The organism is Photobacterium rosenbergii, from assembly GCF_003026455.1.
Taxonomy (GTDB): domain Bacteria; phylum Pseudomonadota; class Gammaproteobacteria; order Enterobacterales; family Vibrionaceae; genus Photobacterium; species Photobacterium rosenbergii.
In genome coordinates this window covers 84,683-100,261 of the sequence record NZ_PYMB01000006.1, presented here as the reverse complement: position 1 = coordinate 100,261, position 15,579 = coordinate 84,683, and the positions used below count along the sequence as shown (strand labels likewise).

The 15,579-nt window shown below is 48.8% G+C and carries 17 protein-coding genes; 5 read left to right on the top strand and 12 right to left on the bottom strand.

Translation table 11 applies throughout. The features are described from left to right. Positions 1 to 1,077 carry a glycosyltransferase family 4 protein gene (locus C9J01_RS15025; protein WP_107298974.1) on the top strand — a complete coding sequence of 359 codons (1,077 nt, stop codon included), beginning with the start codon at positions 1 to 3 and terminating at the stop codon, positions 1,075 to 1,077. Positions 1,078 to 1,143: 66 nt separating this feature from the next. Here C9J01_RS15025 and C9J01_RS15020 read toward each other — a convergent pair whose 3' ends face one another. The 5 genes from C9J01_RS15020 to C9J01_RS15000 all read right to left on the bottom strand — a co-directional run bounded on the left by C9J01_RS15020 (position 1,144) and on the right by C9J01_RS15000 (position 6,150). After that, a complete protein-coding gene (locus C9J01_RS15020; protein WP_107298973.1) occupies positions 1,144 to 2,298 on the bottom strand; it encodes a glycosyltransferase in 1,155 nt (384 codons plus the stop codon). A 48-nt stretch (positions 2,299 to 2,346) separates the two neighbouring features. Further along, positions 2,347 to 3,258: a polysaccharide pyruvyl transferase family protein gene (locus C9J01_RS15015; RefSeq protein ID WP_107298972.1), complete on the bottom strand. Its 912-nt coding sequence runs from the start codon at positions 3,256 to 3,258 to the stop codon at positions 2,347 to 2,349. Further along, a complete protein-coding gene (locus C9J01_RS15010) occupies positions 3,255 to 4,031 on the bottom strand; it encodes a glycosyltransferase family 2 protein (RefSeq protein WP_107298971.1) in 777 nt (258 codons plus the stop codon). The genes C9J01_RS15015 and C9J01_RS15010 overlap by 4 nt, the downstream gene beginning before the upstream one ends. A 39-nt stretch (positions 4,032 to 4,070) precedes the next feature. Next, on the bottom strand, positions 4,071 to 5,015 hold the full coding sequence (locus C9J01_RS15005; protein WP_107298970.1) for a capsular polysaccharide synthesis protein: 945 nt from the start codon (positions 5,013 to 5,015) through the stop codon (positions 4,071 to 4,073). A 70-nt stretch (positions 5,016 to 5,085) separates the two neighbouring features. Then, positions 5,086 to 6,150, bottom strand: a complete 1,065-nt coding sequence (locus tag C9J01_RS15000; RefSeq protein ID WP_237156980.1) for a CDP-glycerol--glycerophosphate glycerophosphotransferase — start codon at positions 6,148 to 6,150, stop codon at positions 5,086 to 5,088. A 140-nt stretch (positions 6,151 to 6,290) separates the two neighbouring features. On the opposite strand from C9J01_RS15000, the gene waaA reads away from it, so the two are divergent. Next, positions 6,291 to 7,601 carry a lipid IV(A) 3-deoxy-D-manno-octulosonic acid transferase gene (gene waaA, locus C9J01_RS14995; RefSeq protein ID WP_107298968.1) on the top strand — a complete coding sequence of 437 codons (1,311 nt, stop codon included), beginning with the start codon at positions 6,291 to 6,293 and terminating at the stop codon, positions 7,599 to 7,601. Positions 7,602 to 7,609: 8 nt separating this feature from the next. Here the strand turns inward: waaA and C9J01_RS14990 are convergent, their stop codons facing one another. Further along, positions 7,610 to 8,314: a 3-deoxy-D-manno-octulosonic acid kinase gene (locus C9J01_RS14990; protein WP_107298967.1), complete on the bottom strand. Its 705-nt coding sequence runs from the start codon at positions 8,312 to 8,314 to the stop codon at positions 7,610 to 7,612. Between the two features lie 91 nt (positions 8,315 to 8,405). On the opposite strand from C9J01_RS14990, the gene C9J01_RS14985 reads away from it, so the two are divergent. Both C9J01_RS14985 and coaD read left to right on the top strand, forming a co-directional pair. Continuing rightward, positions 8,406 to 9,443: a glycosyltransferase family 9 protein gene (locus tag C9J01_RS14985; RefSeq protein ID WP_107298966.1), complete on the top strand. Its 1,038-nt coding sequence runs from the start codon at positions 8,406 to 8,408 to the stop codon at positions 9,441 to 9,443. Between the two features lie 27 nt (positions 9,444 to 9,470). After that, complete coding sequence (gene coaD, locus C9J01_RS14980; RefSeq protein ID WP_107298965.1) at positions 9,471 to 9,956, top strand: pantetheine-phosphate adenylyltransferase; 486 nt, start codon at positions 9,471 to 9,473, stop codon at positions 9,954 to 9,956. A 75-nt stretch (positions 9,957 to 10,031) separates the two neighbouring features. Here coaD and C9J01_RS14975 read toward each other — a convergent pair whose 3' ends face one another. The 6 genes from C9J01_RS14975 to radC all read right to left on the bottom strand — a co-directional run bounded on the left by C9J01_RS14975 (position 10,032) and on the right by radC (position 13,994). Further along, positions 10,032 to 11,039: an NAD-dependent epimerase gene (locus tag C9J01_RS14975; RefSeq protein WP_107298964.1), complete on the bottom strand. Its 1,008-nt coding sequence runs from the start codon at positions 11,037 to 11,039 to the stop codon at positions 10,032 to 10,034. 166 nt (positions 11,040 to 11,205) lie between these two features. Further along, positions 11,206 to 12,015 (bottom strand): bifunctional DNA-formamidopyrimidine glycosylase/DNA-(apurinic or apyrimidinic site) lyase, encoded by an 810-nt coding sequence (gene mutM, locus C9J01_RS14970; RefSeq protein ID WP_107298963.1) that lies wholly within the window; start codon positions 12,013 to 12,015, stop codon positions 11,206 to 11,208. Between the two features lie 34 nt (positions 12,016 to 12,049). Further along, on the bottom strand, positions 12,050 to 12,535 hold the full coding sequence (locus tag C9J01_RS14965; protein ID WP_107298962.1) for a hypothetical protein: 486 nt from the start codon (positions 12,533 to 12,535) through the stop codon (positions 12,050 to 12,052). Between the two features lie 192 nt (positions 12,536 to 12,727). Continuing rightward, positions 12,728 to 12,895 carry a 50S ribosomal protein L33 gene (gene rpmG, locus C9J01_RS14960; protein ID WP_004405486.1) on the bottom strand — a complete coding sequence of 56 codons (168 nt, stop codon included), beginning with the start codon at positions 12,893 to 12,895 and terminating at the stop codon, positions 12,728 to 12,730. Positions 12,896 to 12,908: 13 nt separating this feature from the next. Beyond that, on the bottom strand, positions 12,909 to 13,145 hold the full coding sequence (rpmB, locus tag C9J01_RS14955; RefSeq protein WP_036818767.1) for a 50S ribosomal protein L28: 237 nt from the start codon (positions 13,143 to 13,145) through the stop codon (positions 12,909 to 12,911). A 174-nt stretch (positions 13,146 to 13,319) separates the two neighbouring features. Beyond that, positions 13,320 to 13,994, bottom strand: coding sequence for a RadC family protein (gene radC, locus C9J01_RS14950; protein ID WP_107298961.1), 675 nt, complete (start codon positions 13,992 to 13,994; stop codon positions 13,320 to 13,322). A 263-nt stretch (positions 13,995 to 14,257) separates the two neighbouring features. On the opposite strand from radC, the gene coaBC reads away from it, so the two are divergent. Then, positions 14,258 to 15,469, top strand: a complete 1,212-nt coding sequence (gene coaBC, locus C9J01_RS14940) for a bifunctional phosphopantothenoylcysteine decarboxylase/phosphopantothenate--cysteine ligase CoaBC (RefSeq protein ID WP_107298959.1) — start codon at positions 14,258 to 14,260, stop codon at positions 15,467 to 15,469. Positions 15,470 to 15,579 lie beyond the last annotated feature (110 nt).

Sequence of the window (15,579 nt, the reverse complement as noted above, 5' to 3'; positions counted from 1 at the left end):
ATGAAGATCCTAATTGCCAGTTCCTACCACCACGCCTGGAACAGTGTTCGCCCGGAAGCAGAAATGTTTATCGAGATGGTCAAGCAAGGCCATGAAGTAACCGTGGCCACCCAGGGTGATTCAGAGTATGTTCCCCGTTTTCACGATCATGGGGTCAAGGTGATAGATTGCTACCCGAAGGGTAAAATCTGTTTCAATACTATTAGAACGCTTCACCACGAACTAAAAGACGGCGACTATGATATTTGCTACGCTTTTAACTCGAAGACCATTCCCAATGCCGCTTTTGCCTGCATAGGTACTCGTGCCAAGCTAATAACTTACCGTGGCACAACGGGGGGGCTTTACCGCCACGACCCGAGCGCCTACCTGACCCACCTCCACCCTCGAGTTGACGGTATTGTCTGCGTTTCAGAAGCCGTGCGTCAGGATGTCATCAAGCGAGTATGGAAAAAGTCAGAGCAAATCAAAACCATTTACAAAGGCCACCAACTTGAATGGTATCAAGTGCCGGCGACCAAACGGGAAGAGTTTGGTTTAAATGACGATCACGTTATCGCTGTGACTGCCGCACATGTGCGACCAAGTAAGGGGATATCCGTTCTGGTAGAAGCTACCCACCACATCGACAACCCTAACTTCCATTTACTCCTTGTCGGCAGCGGTTTCGAGCCTCATATCGAGGAAATCAAGCAAAGCCCTATGGCTGACAGGATTCACCTGATCGGTCACAGGAAAGATGTCCCGTCAATCATGGCAATGGCAGACTTTCAAGTCCAGCCTTCGGTCAGCGGGGAGGGCTTACCTCGTACTATTATTGAGGCAATGGCAAATAAGACAACTTCCGTTGTTACAACAACAGGTGGCTCACCAGAATTGGTTGATGATGGAAAAACTGGTTTTATCGTGCCAACCAAAGATGCTAAGGCTCTTGCTGGAGCTATGAATATGCTGATCGAAGACAGAAGCCTTATCACTACTTTTAGTGAGGCTGCCCAGCAAAAGCTAGCAAGGGAGTTTAATGCTGAGCAAACTGTAAAGAATCACATCAGCTTCTTTGAATCGCTTATTCAATGATCGCAGAGTCGTTATCCTTCAGATGCAGGCTTTTAGCATATCGTTCTAAGAGCCTGCATATCAGAACTAGTTTGATGCTAATTCCATCTGCTGCGACGTGATATATGGCAGTGTGAAAGTACTGATGTCATCTTCATCTGGGTAAACAGGACTATCCCAATACTCCTGCATTTTTGTACTCAGGGCTTCAACATCTCCACAAGGTACTATTCCGTTGGCGAGTGGCCCTTTCAGAATTTCTCCAACCGGGCCATTATTCGTGCTCACCACCGGCAGGCCACAGGCTAACGCTTCCAGAACCACATTCCCAAAACCCTCTACATCAGAACTTAATACAAAGAATTTTGCCTTATCTAACCAACGATAAGGGTTACCATCAAACCCCGGTAGCAAAACTTTACCGTGTAAATTATATTTATTAATCAAACTTTCAATGTTATCCCTTTGATTTCCCTCTCCCAAGATAACTAATTTGCAGGGTAGCTTTGACATTGCATAACTCTCAATCAGCACATCAAAACGCTTTTGTTTCGTAAGCCTACCGACAGAAATAATATAATCACCTTCGATAGGGCTACCCTTTTTTGAAAGAAGCTTTAATCGTTGTAGATCAATCGGGTTATGAATAACCTCACTGCTATGCAGGTCCACCTCTTTCTTTTTTAAAGACACCATCAAGTCTTTCAGAATGAAGTTTGAAACACAAAAAACTTTTTTCCCGTTTAAAAGCTTTTTAGTCCAATATTTCCAATATCTTTCTTTGATTGAACTTTTCCCAACAGGGATTTCAAAAGGTAAATGGAAACTGAACACAACATTTGAAGCATTCATCCACCATGTACGATATAAAGAGCGTGCACCTCTTACAAAAATGGCATCAAATTTTCCCGATTCATTCTCCAGTTTATTTATATATCTCTCGATCAAAGGTTTAAATATATACTTCGCAAAAAAGCACTCCCCTCGAGGAAGTAGGTATCGTAGTAAGACCTTATAAATTAGATAATATACTGCTAGGTGCGGCCGGTATATAAGATATTCACTTAAGTTTAGGCTAATAACCTTGCATGGAAAATCAACATCAACGCTGTCACCTTTTTCAAGGGTCAAAATAACTACATTATTACCTTGTTTTTGATGATACCGGGCAAGGGCAACTGTCATTTTCTGTATGCCGCCCATTTTCAGGTTATGCACGATAAATAAGATATTTTTTTCCATAAATTCTATCTTCTAATTTCAAAAGCAAAGCAAATTAATTAATTCTTGTTAAAGTAAAATAGTTTTAATTAGTTGATACTGCCGTTCTGTCACTTCTTCAACCCTTTCATCCGTGCTGAGTTGTCCAGGGCAAGCATCAGCAATTGCCTTGAGCTTCTTCGATAAAATCGCTAAGTCATCATCAGTTGCAACCTTAAATATCGCGGGAAGCCTGTGCCATTTATTTGGAGTAGGAAAAATTTTCGCAAGAGCAGATTTCAAGATGTTTTCGCAAGCTTTCCCTATTTTCATATTAAATTGACTCATAAAAGGTAGGGTTTCTAGCTGCAGGGATATACCCATGTGCTCAGAAAAGTCATACCACTTCTCCTCATTAAATGCAGGAGAGAATTTGGCACCCACCCATGGGATACGAAGTGCATCAGCGACAATTGCACCATGCATCGCTTCAGTCACGACTTTTTCACACCCTTGCAAAGCAACTAGAAAGTCTTCCACCGGTTGTTTAGCTGAGATGAACTTCAACCCAGCTTGCTCACAAACAGCCTGCCAGTTGATATAGTCTTCACTTCGGTGATGGGGGATAAAACCTATACCAGAAGGCTTTGATTCTGGTTGAGGCAGTTCAACTTTCCGAAGCAAGTAGGCACCGTCACCAATCGCCTTATCTGTTGATAACCCCAGCTTATGAGCTGTTCTCGGGCCACGGACACCCAATACCTGACAACGTTCGTCCAATATAGGGAGTTCTTCATCCCATGCACCAGAAGAGAAGATAATCAGCTTTTTAGCATCCTTAAGCCGTTCATTAACTCGCTTTTTAGTTAAAATTGTACCGATACCCAGAAAGTAAGTTTCTGAGCTTTCATTAATAGTATTTCCTAGCAACTTCGGCCACAACCATGGATTGAGATCATCACCAAAGTTATACGTCTCTGAGTGACAGTACTCTAATTTCATTCTTTTACCTTATCATCTTGTTCCATCAGCCACAGGCCAACATACTTATTGAAGTTTACCTGAGCATAAGTCATGGCAACGATAAACCCGACGCTTCCATCTAAAAAGCCACGACGGATTATGTAGATCAGAAAGAAGGTCCATATAGCACGCAGCAACGCTAGGAACAGGCCATGAGATTTCTTGCCTTTGCGGTGATATTTTTGCGATCCTAACCACGCATACTTCGCAGCCTTATCAAGGCCATGGCCGTAATCACGGTGGGTATAATGCAGCAGATACCCTTTCATAACCCCTGTACTTCCTGTTGCAGGAATAACCGTTTCATGCACTTCATCTAGGGTATATTGGGAGCCTTCGCGCTTGAACAAGCGTAATACAGAGCGAGCACTGCGCCCATACCTTAGAGTTTTACCATATAGGGTGACGCCCCATGGTAGTCGATAAGCGGTGTGCTCGATAACATCTTGTCCAAGCAAGGCCGTCAAAGCCTGCTGCATAGTGCCATCTAACGCTTCATCAGCATCAATTGACAACACCCAGTCACAACTTGCCTTCTCAAGCGCCCGTTGTTTTTGTTTGCCAAACCCCGGCCAGTCTGTCTCAGTAACATTATCGGTATAACGGCGGCAAATATCGACCGTTTCATCAGTAGAACCACTATCCAGAACGATAATTTCATCAGCAATCGGGGCGACTGATTGAAGACAAGCCTCCACCCGGTCAGCTTCATTTTTGGTTATTAAAATCACTGACAATGTGTGTTTTTTCATAAAAATTCCATTGATGTTATCAATAGTTAACTCAACTCGTCACTTTAAGTGAGCCAGTAACTCTAACATGTATTTTTCACGTTGATGATAAAGAGGCTGTGAAACATATTTATCTCTATATGTTTGTTTGGCTACGAAACTATCAATGAATTCAGAATAGCTATCATCAAGCTCTGCATAACAATTTGTCATTAATTGAACGTCATGCCATACCTGTTTATGGGCTTCTCGCTTAACGACTTCGTTAAAAAGATAAAACATCCAAAAATAAGGCGCGCTATACTTTTGTTCCATTTTATCAAGCAAATTGAAGCCACTGCCACTTTTGCTGAGCAACTCTTTCGAACCTGCAATCAACTTCGTCGTTTTCAGCCCAACTATATCGAGATCGACTGGACGCTCCTTGAGCAAATATCGCAGTGATTCATCCAGAAGTGATTGGGTTATAGGGTGTCCTTGAGTCGATGCTAGGAACCAGGAAACCAGGGTCCTGTCGTCAGCCTTCTTTTCCCGGAAAGAGAAGAAACCGGTATCTGAAAGCTCCAGCCAATCACTTAACGGTTTTTTACAGAACGTCGTCGCATCGGCCCATACTCCACCAAATCGGTTCAATAAAAACAACCGGAGCAAATCGCTCTTGCCCGCAGCACCTAACTCGACACTGCACAGCTTAAAAACATCATAAAAATCAAAACCAAAAATAGATCTAATATTGTGCTTATCCAAGAGGACAACATCATAGTCTGGATTGAACTTTACCCAGCTTCTATAGCTCAGCTTTACCACATCAGGAGCATGTTCTAGGCCAGAGTCCCAAAACATCCAAATCGTCTTACTGAAGCATCCGCGCTCTACAGGCTTAGATACTTGACTGAGAGCATAGTTCGCTTTTTCTCTTTCTTGTGTGGAAAGTAATTTTTTCGCCTTGAATTTGCACTTTGCAACCCTAAGACATTCTTTAATTCTGCGGCTGATAGAACCCATTAGTAATCTTCGATACTCAGCAAATTAATGTATATTTGTTGCGATAGCGAACCAAAGTACGCAACTTTAGTTACCATTTCCAATAACCCAGCTTCTTGCGCATTTTAAATTGACGCAGCAGGTTTAGTGGTTTGGGTTTGAGGCCGGCCCGCCCATCTTCCACCAGCTGGTTGGTTGCATCCAATACCCGCAGGCTTGATTGACCATCCATATACGGGTGAATAGTCTGACAGTATTGCTCGATATCCGCCATCAAACTCGGTGGGCGCATGAGCGCCTGTTCCAAGGCCGCTTCAACCTGTTCAATCTCTGTCACGTTGAGTAGATGGTCTGCTGGTGACTGATTGCGGAATGTCACCACAGGTTTTCGTTGCAACAAAAACATCAGTAATATCGACGAGGTATCGCATAACATGACATCAGCAGCCTGCAGTAAGGGCAGGACATTGTCAGTCTCGACAAACTCCAAATTCTCACTTTGTAGCTGCTTGTACTGCTCGACAACCGCCGAGTCCATTTTCGGGTGGAATTGTATCAACCAACGCCATTTCCCCTTTTCCACCAATGCCTTTATCTTATCGTATAAGATAGGTGCACAAGTCAGGTTACGGGAAAAAGTCGAGCACATCAGTACCGTGGGCCGATTATCCTGTGGTGCAAGGTATGGATTATCTGCCACTGGGGAAAAAAGTGGATCCAGCGCTGGCCAGCCAGTTTGGACAACTTGGAAAAAGCCATGCTCTTTCGCCAGTAGCTCAAACCTTTCGGTAGTATCCGGGCCCTGGGTACAGTAAAGGTCAAAACAGCCACGAATTTCAAAATGGTCCTCACGGCCACGGCGGTTCAGCTTCCCGGCATTGAAACCATGGAATACACCCACCTTTATGCCCGGTATAAAGCTGGGAACAACATTACCGGGAACAAATACAGCATCTGGCCGCCATTGCTTTACCGCCTCAACTGATGTGAGCAAGGTTTCTTCCGTTTTGATATAGCCGGGATCCGCTTCGTTACCCTCAATAAACCAACAAACTTCTCCGCCTTGCTCAATAATGGCTGCCTGCAGCGGGCGCAGCATAGCATAAGAATAATTCTGGGCGACATACATCAAATAGCGCTTGCTCTGTTGGCTCACGACTCTATCCTCGGCATCCACTTTGATAAAATTAATGTGCATTCTATCGCAATCATAGGAAAGATTGGGAAATTTCCCTGCCTGTTATAAGACACAGATGCCGTTATAATAAGCCGATAACCCAAGACTATAACGACCGTATGTTTATCCGAGCCCTTTACACCTTGCTGCTGACGGCTGCCTCTCCACTACTCCTGTTTGGCCTATACCGCCGCCGGCCCAACAAGCCCAAGTTCGGTCCGCGCTGGAAAGAGCACTTTGGTTTTACGCCCCCGTTAGTTGATGCTAATAACGGACAACCACTTTGGATCCATGCGGTCTCCGTCGGCGAGTCGATTGCCGCGATTCCTGTGATCAAAGCCATCAAAGCAAAAAATCCCGAACAAACAATAGTGGTCACTACGACCACCAGCACCGGGGCAGAGCAAATCAGCAAATTGGGTGATTTGGTCGAACACCGTTACATGCCGATAGACTTTGCTTGGTGCGTTCGCGGTTTCCTCAAAACCATCAAACCTTCAGCCATGCTGATCATGGAAACCGAGCTCTGGCCCAACACGCTGGCTACCGTTCACCAAGCAAATATACCTGTCGTGGTGATGAATGCCCGCTTGTCGGAGCGTTCGGCCAGGCGTTATGCCAAGTTCCAGCCCGTTTTCGATATGATAGCAGCCAACCTTGATCACCTGCTGTGTCTGCACCGGGACGATGCCGACCGGTTTGCGCAATTGGGTATAGCGCCTGAGCGCCTCAGCGTGACGGGTTCGGTCAAATTCGATATCCAGATAGAGCCAGCCCTGATTGAACAGTCCCAACAACTGCGCCAACAACTGGGAGAATCGCGCCCAGTATGGATTGCAGCCAGCACCCACAAGGGCGAGGACGAGCAAATTCTCGAGGCTTTCAATACGGTCAAACAGCAGCACCCCGAGAGCCTATTAATCTTGGTCCCTCGCCATCCTGAACGCTTCGACAGTGTTGCCGAGCTGTGCCAATCACAGCAATTGAGCTGCGTTCGCCGCACCTCAGAACAAGACGTTGATGAAGCAACGGATGTGTATCTGGCCGATACCATGGGGGAGATGCTGCTATTGATGGGGGCGGCAGATGTCACCGTGATGTGCGGCAGCTTAGTTGGCGACAAGGTCGGTGGCCACAACATGCTCGAACCTGCCGCCTTGGCCAAACCGGTACTGACCGGGCCGAGTTTCTATAACTTTGCCGACATTACCCAACAGCTCGAAGCCGCGGGGGCATTGAAGGTATGCGATGATGCAAAACAGATAGCAGAACACCTCGACGAACTACTATCTGATCCTACGCAGTGTCAGCATATGGGTAAGGCTGCCATAGGCGTCGTACAGCAAAACCAAGGGGCAGTAGCCAAAACACTGGCAGTGCTAGACCAGCAACGCCAAGGCTACCCAGTAAGATGCCAGCAAACTAAGTAGACGCTATATCAACCCGCTTGGTAGCCAGCCAATAACCACTCCCAGCATTGTTGTTCGAAGTGTATTCCCCGCTTGCCTTGCTCTTTGACAAAAGAGCGGTGCAGGCGGGACAGGTTATCTTCCTTCCAGCCCTCACCTTCTTGCTCATAGCACTTGTCAAAATCAATCAGCCAGACCTGCTGTTGGCTATCTAGCAAGATGTTATGACTGTTGAGATCGGTATGGCAAACCTGGAGATCATGCATCTTTCTGATCATCGCCCCAATTGAGCGCCAGTTTTGCTCCGGCAAAGCGTTATGCTCGAGCAGGGCGACTAGATCTTTCGCCCCAGAGATTTTTTCCACAAGGATATCAGCTTGGTAGGTCAAACCCTGTTTAACTGCACGTGCGGCAACCGGGCGAGGCACCCTTACCCCGCCACGGGCCAACTTGTCCAGCAACCTAAACTCCTCGGCCGAGCGGGTCTTGTCCCACCCCGTGAACCAATAGGCGTCCTCGACCAGTTTGCCGAACAATCCCCCACGCCGGTAATGGCGCAGTGCCATTTCAAGGCGAGTCGCTTTGACAAACCATGTGGTACCACGGCCTTGGGCCGAGCCAATCACCAATCCTTGTTGCTGCCAAAAGGCAGGGTCGAAGCACTGTTGCGGGTCTTCCGCCAATAATTCCGGGTTAAACCAAATCCGCTGGTTGCCGCTTGCTAGTTCTTGCACGCTTTATCTCCAAACTTGAGGGACAGAGTATTTTACAATCACTTACCTGAACTGCATAATTTCATCTCTGATTGATTAACAGGACTTTGTCATGGCGTTATTTACCGCCCCGCCACGCTCAATTTGTATTCTCAGGCTATCTGCTATCGGTGATGTCTGCCATGCCATTTCTGTCGTACAGGCGATACAGGCCCACTGGCCGTCTACCGAGATCACCTGGGTCAGCGGGAAAATCGAAGCCCAGCTGATTGGCGATCTGCCCGGGATAAAAGTGGTGGTATTTGACAAAAAGGCCGGATGGGCCGGGATGAAAGCGGTATGGAAAGCACTGAAGGGACAAAAGTTCGATGCCCTGCTTCATATGCAAGCCGCCCTGCGGGCCAGTGCCCTATCCCTTGGGATAAAGGCGAGATACCGCATCGGATTTAGCAAGAACCGGACTAAAGAAGGCCAGTGGCTATTCACCAACCGCCACCTCCCTAGCACTGAAAGTTTCCACGTACTGGATAACTTTGCCGACTTCGCCCGCTACCTTGGTGTCCCTTTCGAGGCCCCGCACTGGAATATTCCGCTGGGCGACGATAACAAAGCCTTTGCCCAGCAGCAGATAAATGGCAAACCGACCCTTATTATCTCGCCAGCCGCCAGCAAAGACGAACGCAACTGGCTGACCGAGCGATACAGCCAACTTGCAGACTATGCCGCGGAGAAAGGGATGCAGGTACTCCTGTGTGGCTCGCCGGCACCGCGCGAAATCGCTTTAGGTGAAGCTATCAGCCAGCATTGCCAGCACGCCCCTGTGAACCTGATCGGTAAAACCAGCCTCAAGCAGCTGACAGCCCTACTTGGCGCAGCCGACGTCGTTGTGGCTCCCGACACTGGCCCAGCCCATCTGGCAACGACCCAAGGTACACCCGTTATCGGCCTTTATGCCCACAGTAACCCGAAACGTACCGGGCCATACAACAGCCTAGCCTATGTCGCGAGCGTCTACGAGCAGCATGCAAAGCAACAACACGGCAAACCGGTAGCCGAACTGCCATGGGGCACCCGGGTCAAGGGCGACACCCTGATGCAAGACATCCAACTAGATGATGTCACGGCCATTTTGGACCAACTGATTTCCTAATTTGATATTTACTGACTGGTATTTAATATGACAACCCGCGTTATTTACCCTGGCACGTTTGATCCCATTACCAATGGTCACCTCGACTTGATCGAGCGCGCGGCGGCCATGTTTGACCATGTAGTGGTTGGCATTGCCTATAGCCCAAGCAAGAAACCGCTTTTCGACCTCAAGGAGCGTGTTGATTTGGCGCAGCAGATCACCCAACACCTACCTAACGTCGATATCGTTGGCTTCTCCGGGCTACTAGTCGACTTTGCCAAAGAGTACCAAGCCAATGTATTGGTACGCGGCCTGCGTGCGGTTTCGGATTTCGAATACGAATTCCAACTGGCCAACATGAACCGCCGCCTGATGCCAGAGCTGGAAACGGTATTCCTAACCCCAGCCGAGGAGAACTCTTTTATCTCCTCGACCATCGTCAAGGAAGTCGCCCTGCACAAAGGCGATGTTAGCCAGTTCGTTGATCCGGTGATCTGCAAAGCGCTGCTTGAAAAGCTCAGCAAAAGATAACACCGGCTAACCAATAAAAAAGGAGGCTACCGCCTCCTTTTTAGTAATTCACGCTGCTCCTGGCAGCATTTAGCCTTAGCGTTGGTAGTACTCACGGTACCAGTCAACAAAGGCTTTCACGCCTTCCTTGACCTTCACTTCCGGCTTATAACCTGTTGCTTCAAAGAGATCTTTGGTATCGGCGTAAGTAGCATAGACATCGCCCGGCTGCATTGGCATAAAGTTTTTCTTCGCCTCGATACCCAGCGCATCTTCCAGAGCCTCGATGTAATCCATCAATTTGACCGGGCTGCCATGGCCAATGTTGTAAACATTATAAGGCGCCGAGCTCGTGCCTGGTGTACCCGCTTCCACTGTCCAGTCCGGCGTCTTGGTAGGAATAACATCCTGAATACGGATGATCCCCTCTACGATATCATCGATAAACGTAAAGTCGCGGCGCATGTCGCCATTGTTGTAGACATCAATTTCACGTCCCTCGATAATCGCATTGGTGAACTTGAACAGCGCCATATCCGGACGTCCCCAAGGACCGTACACGGTAAAGAAACGCAGGCCGGTTGTCGGTACGCCGTACAGGTGCGAGTAAGTGTGCGCCATCAGCTCGTTCGACTTTTTGGTCGCGGCATATAAGGAGATTGGATGATCGACGCTGTCTGCAGTATCGAATGGCATCTTCTGGTTAAGGCCATAAACCGAACTTGAAGAAGCATACACCAAGTGCTCAATCTTATGATGGCGGCAGCCCTCAAGGATAGTCAGGTGGCCAACCAGGTTACTGTCAGCATAAGCCAGTGGGTTATCGATCGAATAACGAACACCAGCCTGAGCCGCAAGGTGGATCACCCGGTCAAATTTCTGTTCGGCAAACAGGTTGGCAATACCATCACGGTCTGCCAAGTCTAACGCAATGAAAGTGAAGTTTGGGTGCGCAACTCTCGCCAAGCGTGCTTCTTTCAGTGACACCTCATAGTAGTCATTGAGGTTATCAATCCCAACAACCTCGTGTCCCATAGCACAAAGCCGCTCCACCACGGCACTCCCGATAAAGCCGGCAGCGCCGGTAACCAAATACTTCTTCATCTACATAGACCTTACAAAAGTGTACTCGTTATCCATACTTAGTATAACGATGCGTGCTGGGATCATAGCACCCACATGCTAACGACGGTAGCACCGCGGGACAAAAGCAGAGTCAATATAACTGACACCAAGGTTCAGCATGGCTGAAATAGGCTATGCCAGCCCCCTATTTCTGGCAATCGCTACAATACACTGTAGCCCGCTGGCCGATTTTCACCTCGCTCAGCGGCTTATCGCAACGTGGGCAGGGCTCACCGCCTTTACCGTATACCTGGAGTTCCTGGGCAAAATAGCCCGGCTTACCATCAGCATTTTTAAAATCTTTCAGTGTCGTCCCGCCCTGCTCGATAGCAAAGGCCAACACCGATTTGATTTCGTCGACCAGCAATGCCAGCCGCTGCGCTGAGATCTTACCCGCTTCACGCTTGGGGTGGATGCCGGCAGCAAACAGGGATTCATTGGCGTAGATGTTGCCTACCCCGACCACTACATGGTTATCCATAATAAACTGCTTCACGGCAGTGCGTTTACCCTTGGCTTTCTCCTGTAGGTAAGCGGCTGTAAACGCTTCGCTAAGCGGCTCTGGGCCGAGTTTTGCAAGTACCGGGTGCTCCCCTTGATCAGCCTGCCATAACCAAGCGCCGAAGCGGCGGGGGTCGTTGTAACGTAATACTTCACCACTCGACAGGCACAGGTCGACATGATCATGCTTTTCCGGCGGGATATCCGACGGTAATACCCTCAGGCTACCGGACATACCAAGGTGGACAATGGCATAACCGGCGTCAGTTTCGAGCATCAGGTATTTCGCCCGGCGGGTTACCCGGCGGATCACCTGCCCTTCAATCTGGCTGATTTCTTCCGGTACCGGCCAGCGCAGCTTGGGGTTGCGGACAATAATCTTGGTCACGGTCTGGTTGGTCACATGGGGAGAAATCCCCATCCGGCTGACTTCAACTTCAGGTAATTCAGGCATGGCTTTCTCATTAATATTTCGATTTATAGACCCACTATAACACCGGTGGGAACAGATAGGCTTCTTCTACCGATATCGCCAGCCACTCACCTTGCCAATTTTTCAGCAACCAAAACTGGGGCTGCTGGTATACCGTCACCCGAACGGGTTCTTCCCAACCTGCCAGCCAGATCTCGACACTGCTTGGCGGCGGCAAGGTTGGTTTGAGTTTACCGACCATTTCATTACTAACAGCAGTACCAGCCAAAGACTGCCAGTGGCTGATAAGCTGATCTGCAGGTAGGGCGACACGTGGACTGGCCTGCCAACTGCCATCTTCACGATTGACGCTTGTGAGGGGTAAATGAAGCTGATCGATTTCAGCTTGGGTCGGCAATAACGCCGTCATATCAGGTTGGACTTGCGTTTCCCCTTCATGGCCAAACCGATGTTTGACCAGTTCTGGCAACTGGACCACAGCGATAAAACAGATCACAGCGATGATAATGACATTGTTCCAGCCGCGGCGAGATAGCCTCATAACGGTACTCCTTGAAAGCCCTTAAAACGGATAATAGTCAAACTATACCGCTAAGGTCCCCATAATGCAGGTCGTTCATGTCACAAGGTAAAAAGAGTGATATTGAGATAATTTGAGTATGGGAGGGTGGATTTCAGGTATAAAAAAACCCAGTTAGAAAACTGGGTTTTTATCAAAAAAGCGAAAAACCAATTACTTGATTTTAGCTTCTTTGTACATAACGTGCTTGCGAACTACAGGATCAAATTTTTTGATCTCGAATTTGCCTGGCATGTTACGCTTGTTTTTGTCGGTAGTGTAGAAGTGGCCTGTACCAGCAGATGATACTAGACGGATCTTCTCACGAATGCCTTTAGCCATTGTTCAAATCCTCTTAAACGTTCTCGCCGCGAGCACGCATATCAGTAAGAACGGCGTCGATACCTTTCTTATCAATGATACGCATACCTTTCGCAGAAAGGCGTAGTTTAACGAAGCGTTTTTCGCTTTCTACCCAGAAACGATGAGTTTGCAGGTTCGGCAGAAAACGACGCTTGGTGGCATTACGTGCGTGTGAACGGTTGTTACCCGTTACAGGACGCTTACCAGTTACTTGGCATACTCGGGACATTACTGTCTTCTCCAAATCGTTTCAGCTCGATATCTACCGTGGCTATTTCAATGCGGAAAATTCATTCTCACATACAACCACAGCTATCAAAGGTCGCGCATTATACTAAGTCAAAACCAGTTGCTCAAGTCCCGAGCAGTCCTTTCTCAACTTTTTAAGCAAAAAATGGTTATTTTATAGCCATCCTCGCTCTGCAAAAGAAGTGATGTCTCCGTCACCGACAACAAAGTGATCCAGAACCCGAATATCCACCAACGACAGTGCATCACTGATCCGGCGGGTAATTCGGCGATCTGCTTGACTCGGCTCTGCCACGCCTGACGGGTGATTATGCGCTAAAATGAGCGCGGCTGCATTAAGTTCTAGCGATCTTTTTACAACTTCCCGTGGATAAACGCTTGCAGCATCGATTGTTCCCTCGAAAAGTACCTCACCGCTAAGCACCCTATGCTGGTTGTCGAGAAATAGAATATAAAAGGCTTCCCGGTGACGGTCACGCAGTACATGGCTGAGATAACGTCTTGTATGGGCGGGACTTGTCAGCGCACCTTCCTTCTTTAACTTTTCCTCCAGATAACGCTGGTTCATCTCCAGCACAGCCTGCAACTGGGCATATTTGGCTGGCCCCAACCCCTTATACTGACAGAAGGTTGATCTATCTGCCGCCAGTAAAGCACGCAATGATCCAAATTGATCCAACAGATCTGTCGCCAGCTCTATCGCATTCATCCCGGCAATCCCGGTCCGCAGAAAAATAGCCAGCAGTTCAGCATCCGACAAAGCACCGGGTCCGCGTTCCAACAGTTTTTCCCTTGGCCGGGACTGGGCCGGTAATAGCTTTAACGACATAGCTTTTCCTCCTCCCGCCAAACTAAGAGGCTGCCACCACTATGCCAAGGCCAGATCCTCATTATCCCAACTACGGCACAAAAACCATCGACAAGGCCATTGCAGGCAACATTGAAATGCCAACTCACTCGCAGTGTTTTCCCAGCAATCCCCCATCGCAAATTTGATCACAGGCAAGGAAGCAGGCTTTTTTTGGTGGCTGGCAATTTTTGGTGGTAAGGTGTGGCGCATTGACATTCCGGATATCGAGAGCAGGCAATAAGATGCAAACTTTGGCAGGAAAAAAAATTCTCCTTGGGATCAGCGGCGGCATCGCGGCATACAAATGTGCGGAGTTAACACGCCGACTGATTGAACGCGGCGCGCAAGTCCAAGTCGTTATGACCAAGGCCGCCAAGGAGTTCATTACCCCTTTGACCATGCAGGCGGTATCCGGCAGGCCGGTTTCCGATAGCTTGCTCGACCCAGCAGCAGAAGCCTCGATGGGCCATATTGAATTGGCTAAGTGGGCTGATTTGGTCCTGTTAGCACCCGCCACCGCCGATTTGATTGCCCGTATGGCTGCGGGAATGGGTAATGACCTTCTAACCACCCTTTGCCTTGCAACGGACGCACCGGTTGCTGTCGCGCCAGCGATGAACCAGCAGATGTACCGCCATGTTGCCACTCAAGAAAATATTGCCACCCTCGCCCGCCGTGGTTGCCATATCTGGGGTCCGGCCAGCGGTGAACAAGCATGTGGCGATGTGGGCCCGGGCCGGATGCTAGAACCGATGCAACTCGTACACATGGCAGAGGACTTCTTCAAACCGAGCGATCTTGATGGCCTCAACCTGACCATTACTGCCGGGCCGACCCGAGAAGCGATCGACCCGGTCCGTTACCTGACCAACCACAGTTCCGGCAAGATGGGTTACGCCATTGCCGAAGCGGCAGCCAAACGCGGTGCCAACGTCACCTTGATCAGCGGCCCTACCAACCTGGCTACTCCTGCGGGTGTTGAACGCATCGACATCAGCAGTGCTGAGCAGATGCACCAAGTAGCAATAGAGCACGCAACGAGTAGCGATATCTTCATCGGCTGCGCCGCTGTAGCCGACTTCCGACCGGCAGACATCAGTGAGCAGAAGATGAAGAAGAAAGACGGCGAAGATGACATGGTGATCCGCTTGGTGAAAAACCCAGATATTATCGCCAGCGTCGCTGCGCTTGCTGCACAGCGCCCATTTACGGTCGGCTTTGCTGCCGAGACTCAGGATGTCGAACAGTACGCCCGTGGCAAACTGGCGCGCAAAAACCTCGACCTTATCTGTGCCAACGATGTTTCAGGCGAAGGGCAAGGCTTCAACAGCGACCAAAATGCCCTGCACCTATACTGGCCACAAGGCGACAAGGCCTTGCCTTTGACCAGCAAGGCCGAACTGGGTGCCCAATTGGTCAGCGAAATCGTCGCACTGTTCAAAGCCGGGCAATAGTTCTGCTCCTCACCGCAGTTGCTGATGAATTAACCGAATAAGATCAAATATAAAGCCCATCACTTCAGGTTGGGCTTTTTTTGTCGATAAAGAGATCAGTATCGGCGGGC

What these genes read in the sequence shown, in the direction of transcription:
- C9J01_RS14985 (WP_107298966.1), top strand. Translation starts at nt 8,406, where the DNA reads ATGGCGTTATTTACCGCCCCGCCACGCTCAATTTGTATTCTCAGGCTA.
- C9J01_RS15020 (WP_107298973.1), bottom strand. Translation starts at nt 2,298, where the DNA reads ATGGAAAAAAATATCTTATTTATCGTGCATAACCTGAAAATGGGCGGC.
- coaBC (WP_107298959.1), top strand. Translation starts at nt 14,258, where the DNA reads ATGCAAACTTTGGCAGGAAAAAAAATTCTCCTTGGGATCAGCGGCGGC.
- rpmG (WP_004405486.1), bottom strand. Translation starts at nt 12,895, where the DNA reads ATGGCTAAAGGCATTCGTGAGAAGATCCGTCTAGTATCATCTGCTGGT.
- C9J01_RS14975 (WP_107298964.1), bottom strand. Translation starts at nt 11,039, where the DNA reads ATGAAGAAGTATTTGGTTACCGGCGCTGCCGGCTTTATCGGGAGTGCC.
- C9J01_RS15010 (WP_107298971.1), bottom strand. Translation starts at nt 4,031, where the DNA reads ATGAAAAAACACACATTGTCAGTGATTTTAATAACCAAAAATGAAGCT.
- waaA (WP_107298968.1), top strand. Translation starts at nt 6,291, where the DNA reads ATGTTTATCCGAGCCCTTTACACCTTGCTGCTGACGGCTGCCTCTCCA.
- mutM (WP_107298963.1), bottom strand. Translation starts at nt 12,015, where the DNA reads ATGCCTGAATTACCTGAAGTTGAAGTCAGCCGGATGGGGATTTCTCCC.
- C9J01_RS15005 (WP_107298970.1), bottom strand. Translation starts at nt 5,015, where the DNA reads ATGGGTTCTATCAGCCGCAGAATTAAAGAATGTCTTAGGGTTGCAAAG.
- coaD (WP_107298965.1), top strand. Translation starts at nt 9,471, where the DNA reads ATGACAACCCGCGTTATTTACCCTGGCACGTTTGATCCCATTACCAAT.
- C9J01_RS15015 (WP_107298972.1), bottom strand. Translation starts at nt 3,258, where the DNA reads ATGAAATTAGAGTACTGTCACTCAGAGACGTATAACTTTGGTGATGAT.
- radC (WP_107298961.1), bottom strand. Translation starts at nt 13,994, where the DNA reads ATGTCGTTAAAGCTATTACCGGCCCAGTCCCGGCCAAGGGAAAAACTG.
- rpmB (WP_036818767.1), bottom strand. Translation starts at nt 13,145, where the DNA reads ATGTCCCGAGTATGCCAAGTAACTGGTAAGCGTCCTGTAACGGGTAAC.
- C9J01_RS15025 (WP_107298974.1), top strand. Translation starts at nt 1, where the DNA reads ATGAAGATCCTAATTGCCAGTTCCTACCACCACGCCTGGAACAGTGTT.
- C9J01_RS14965 (WP_107298962.1), bottom strand. Translation starts at nt 12,535, where the DNA reads ATGAGGCTATCTCGCCGCGGCTGGAACAATGTCATTATCATCGCTGTG.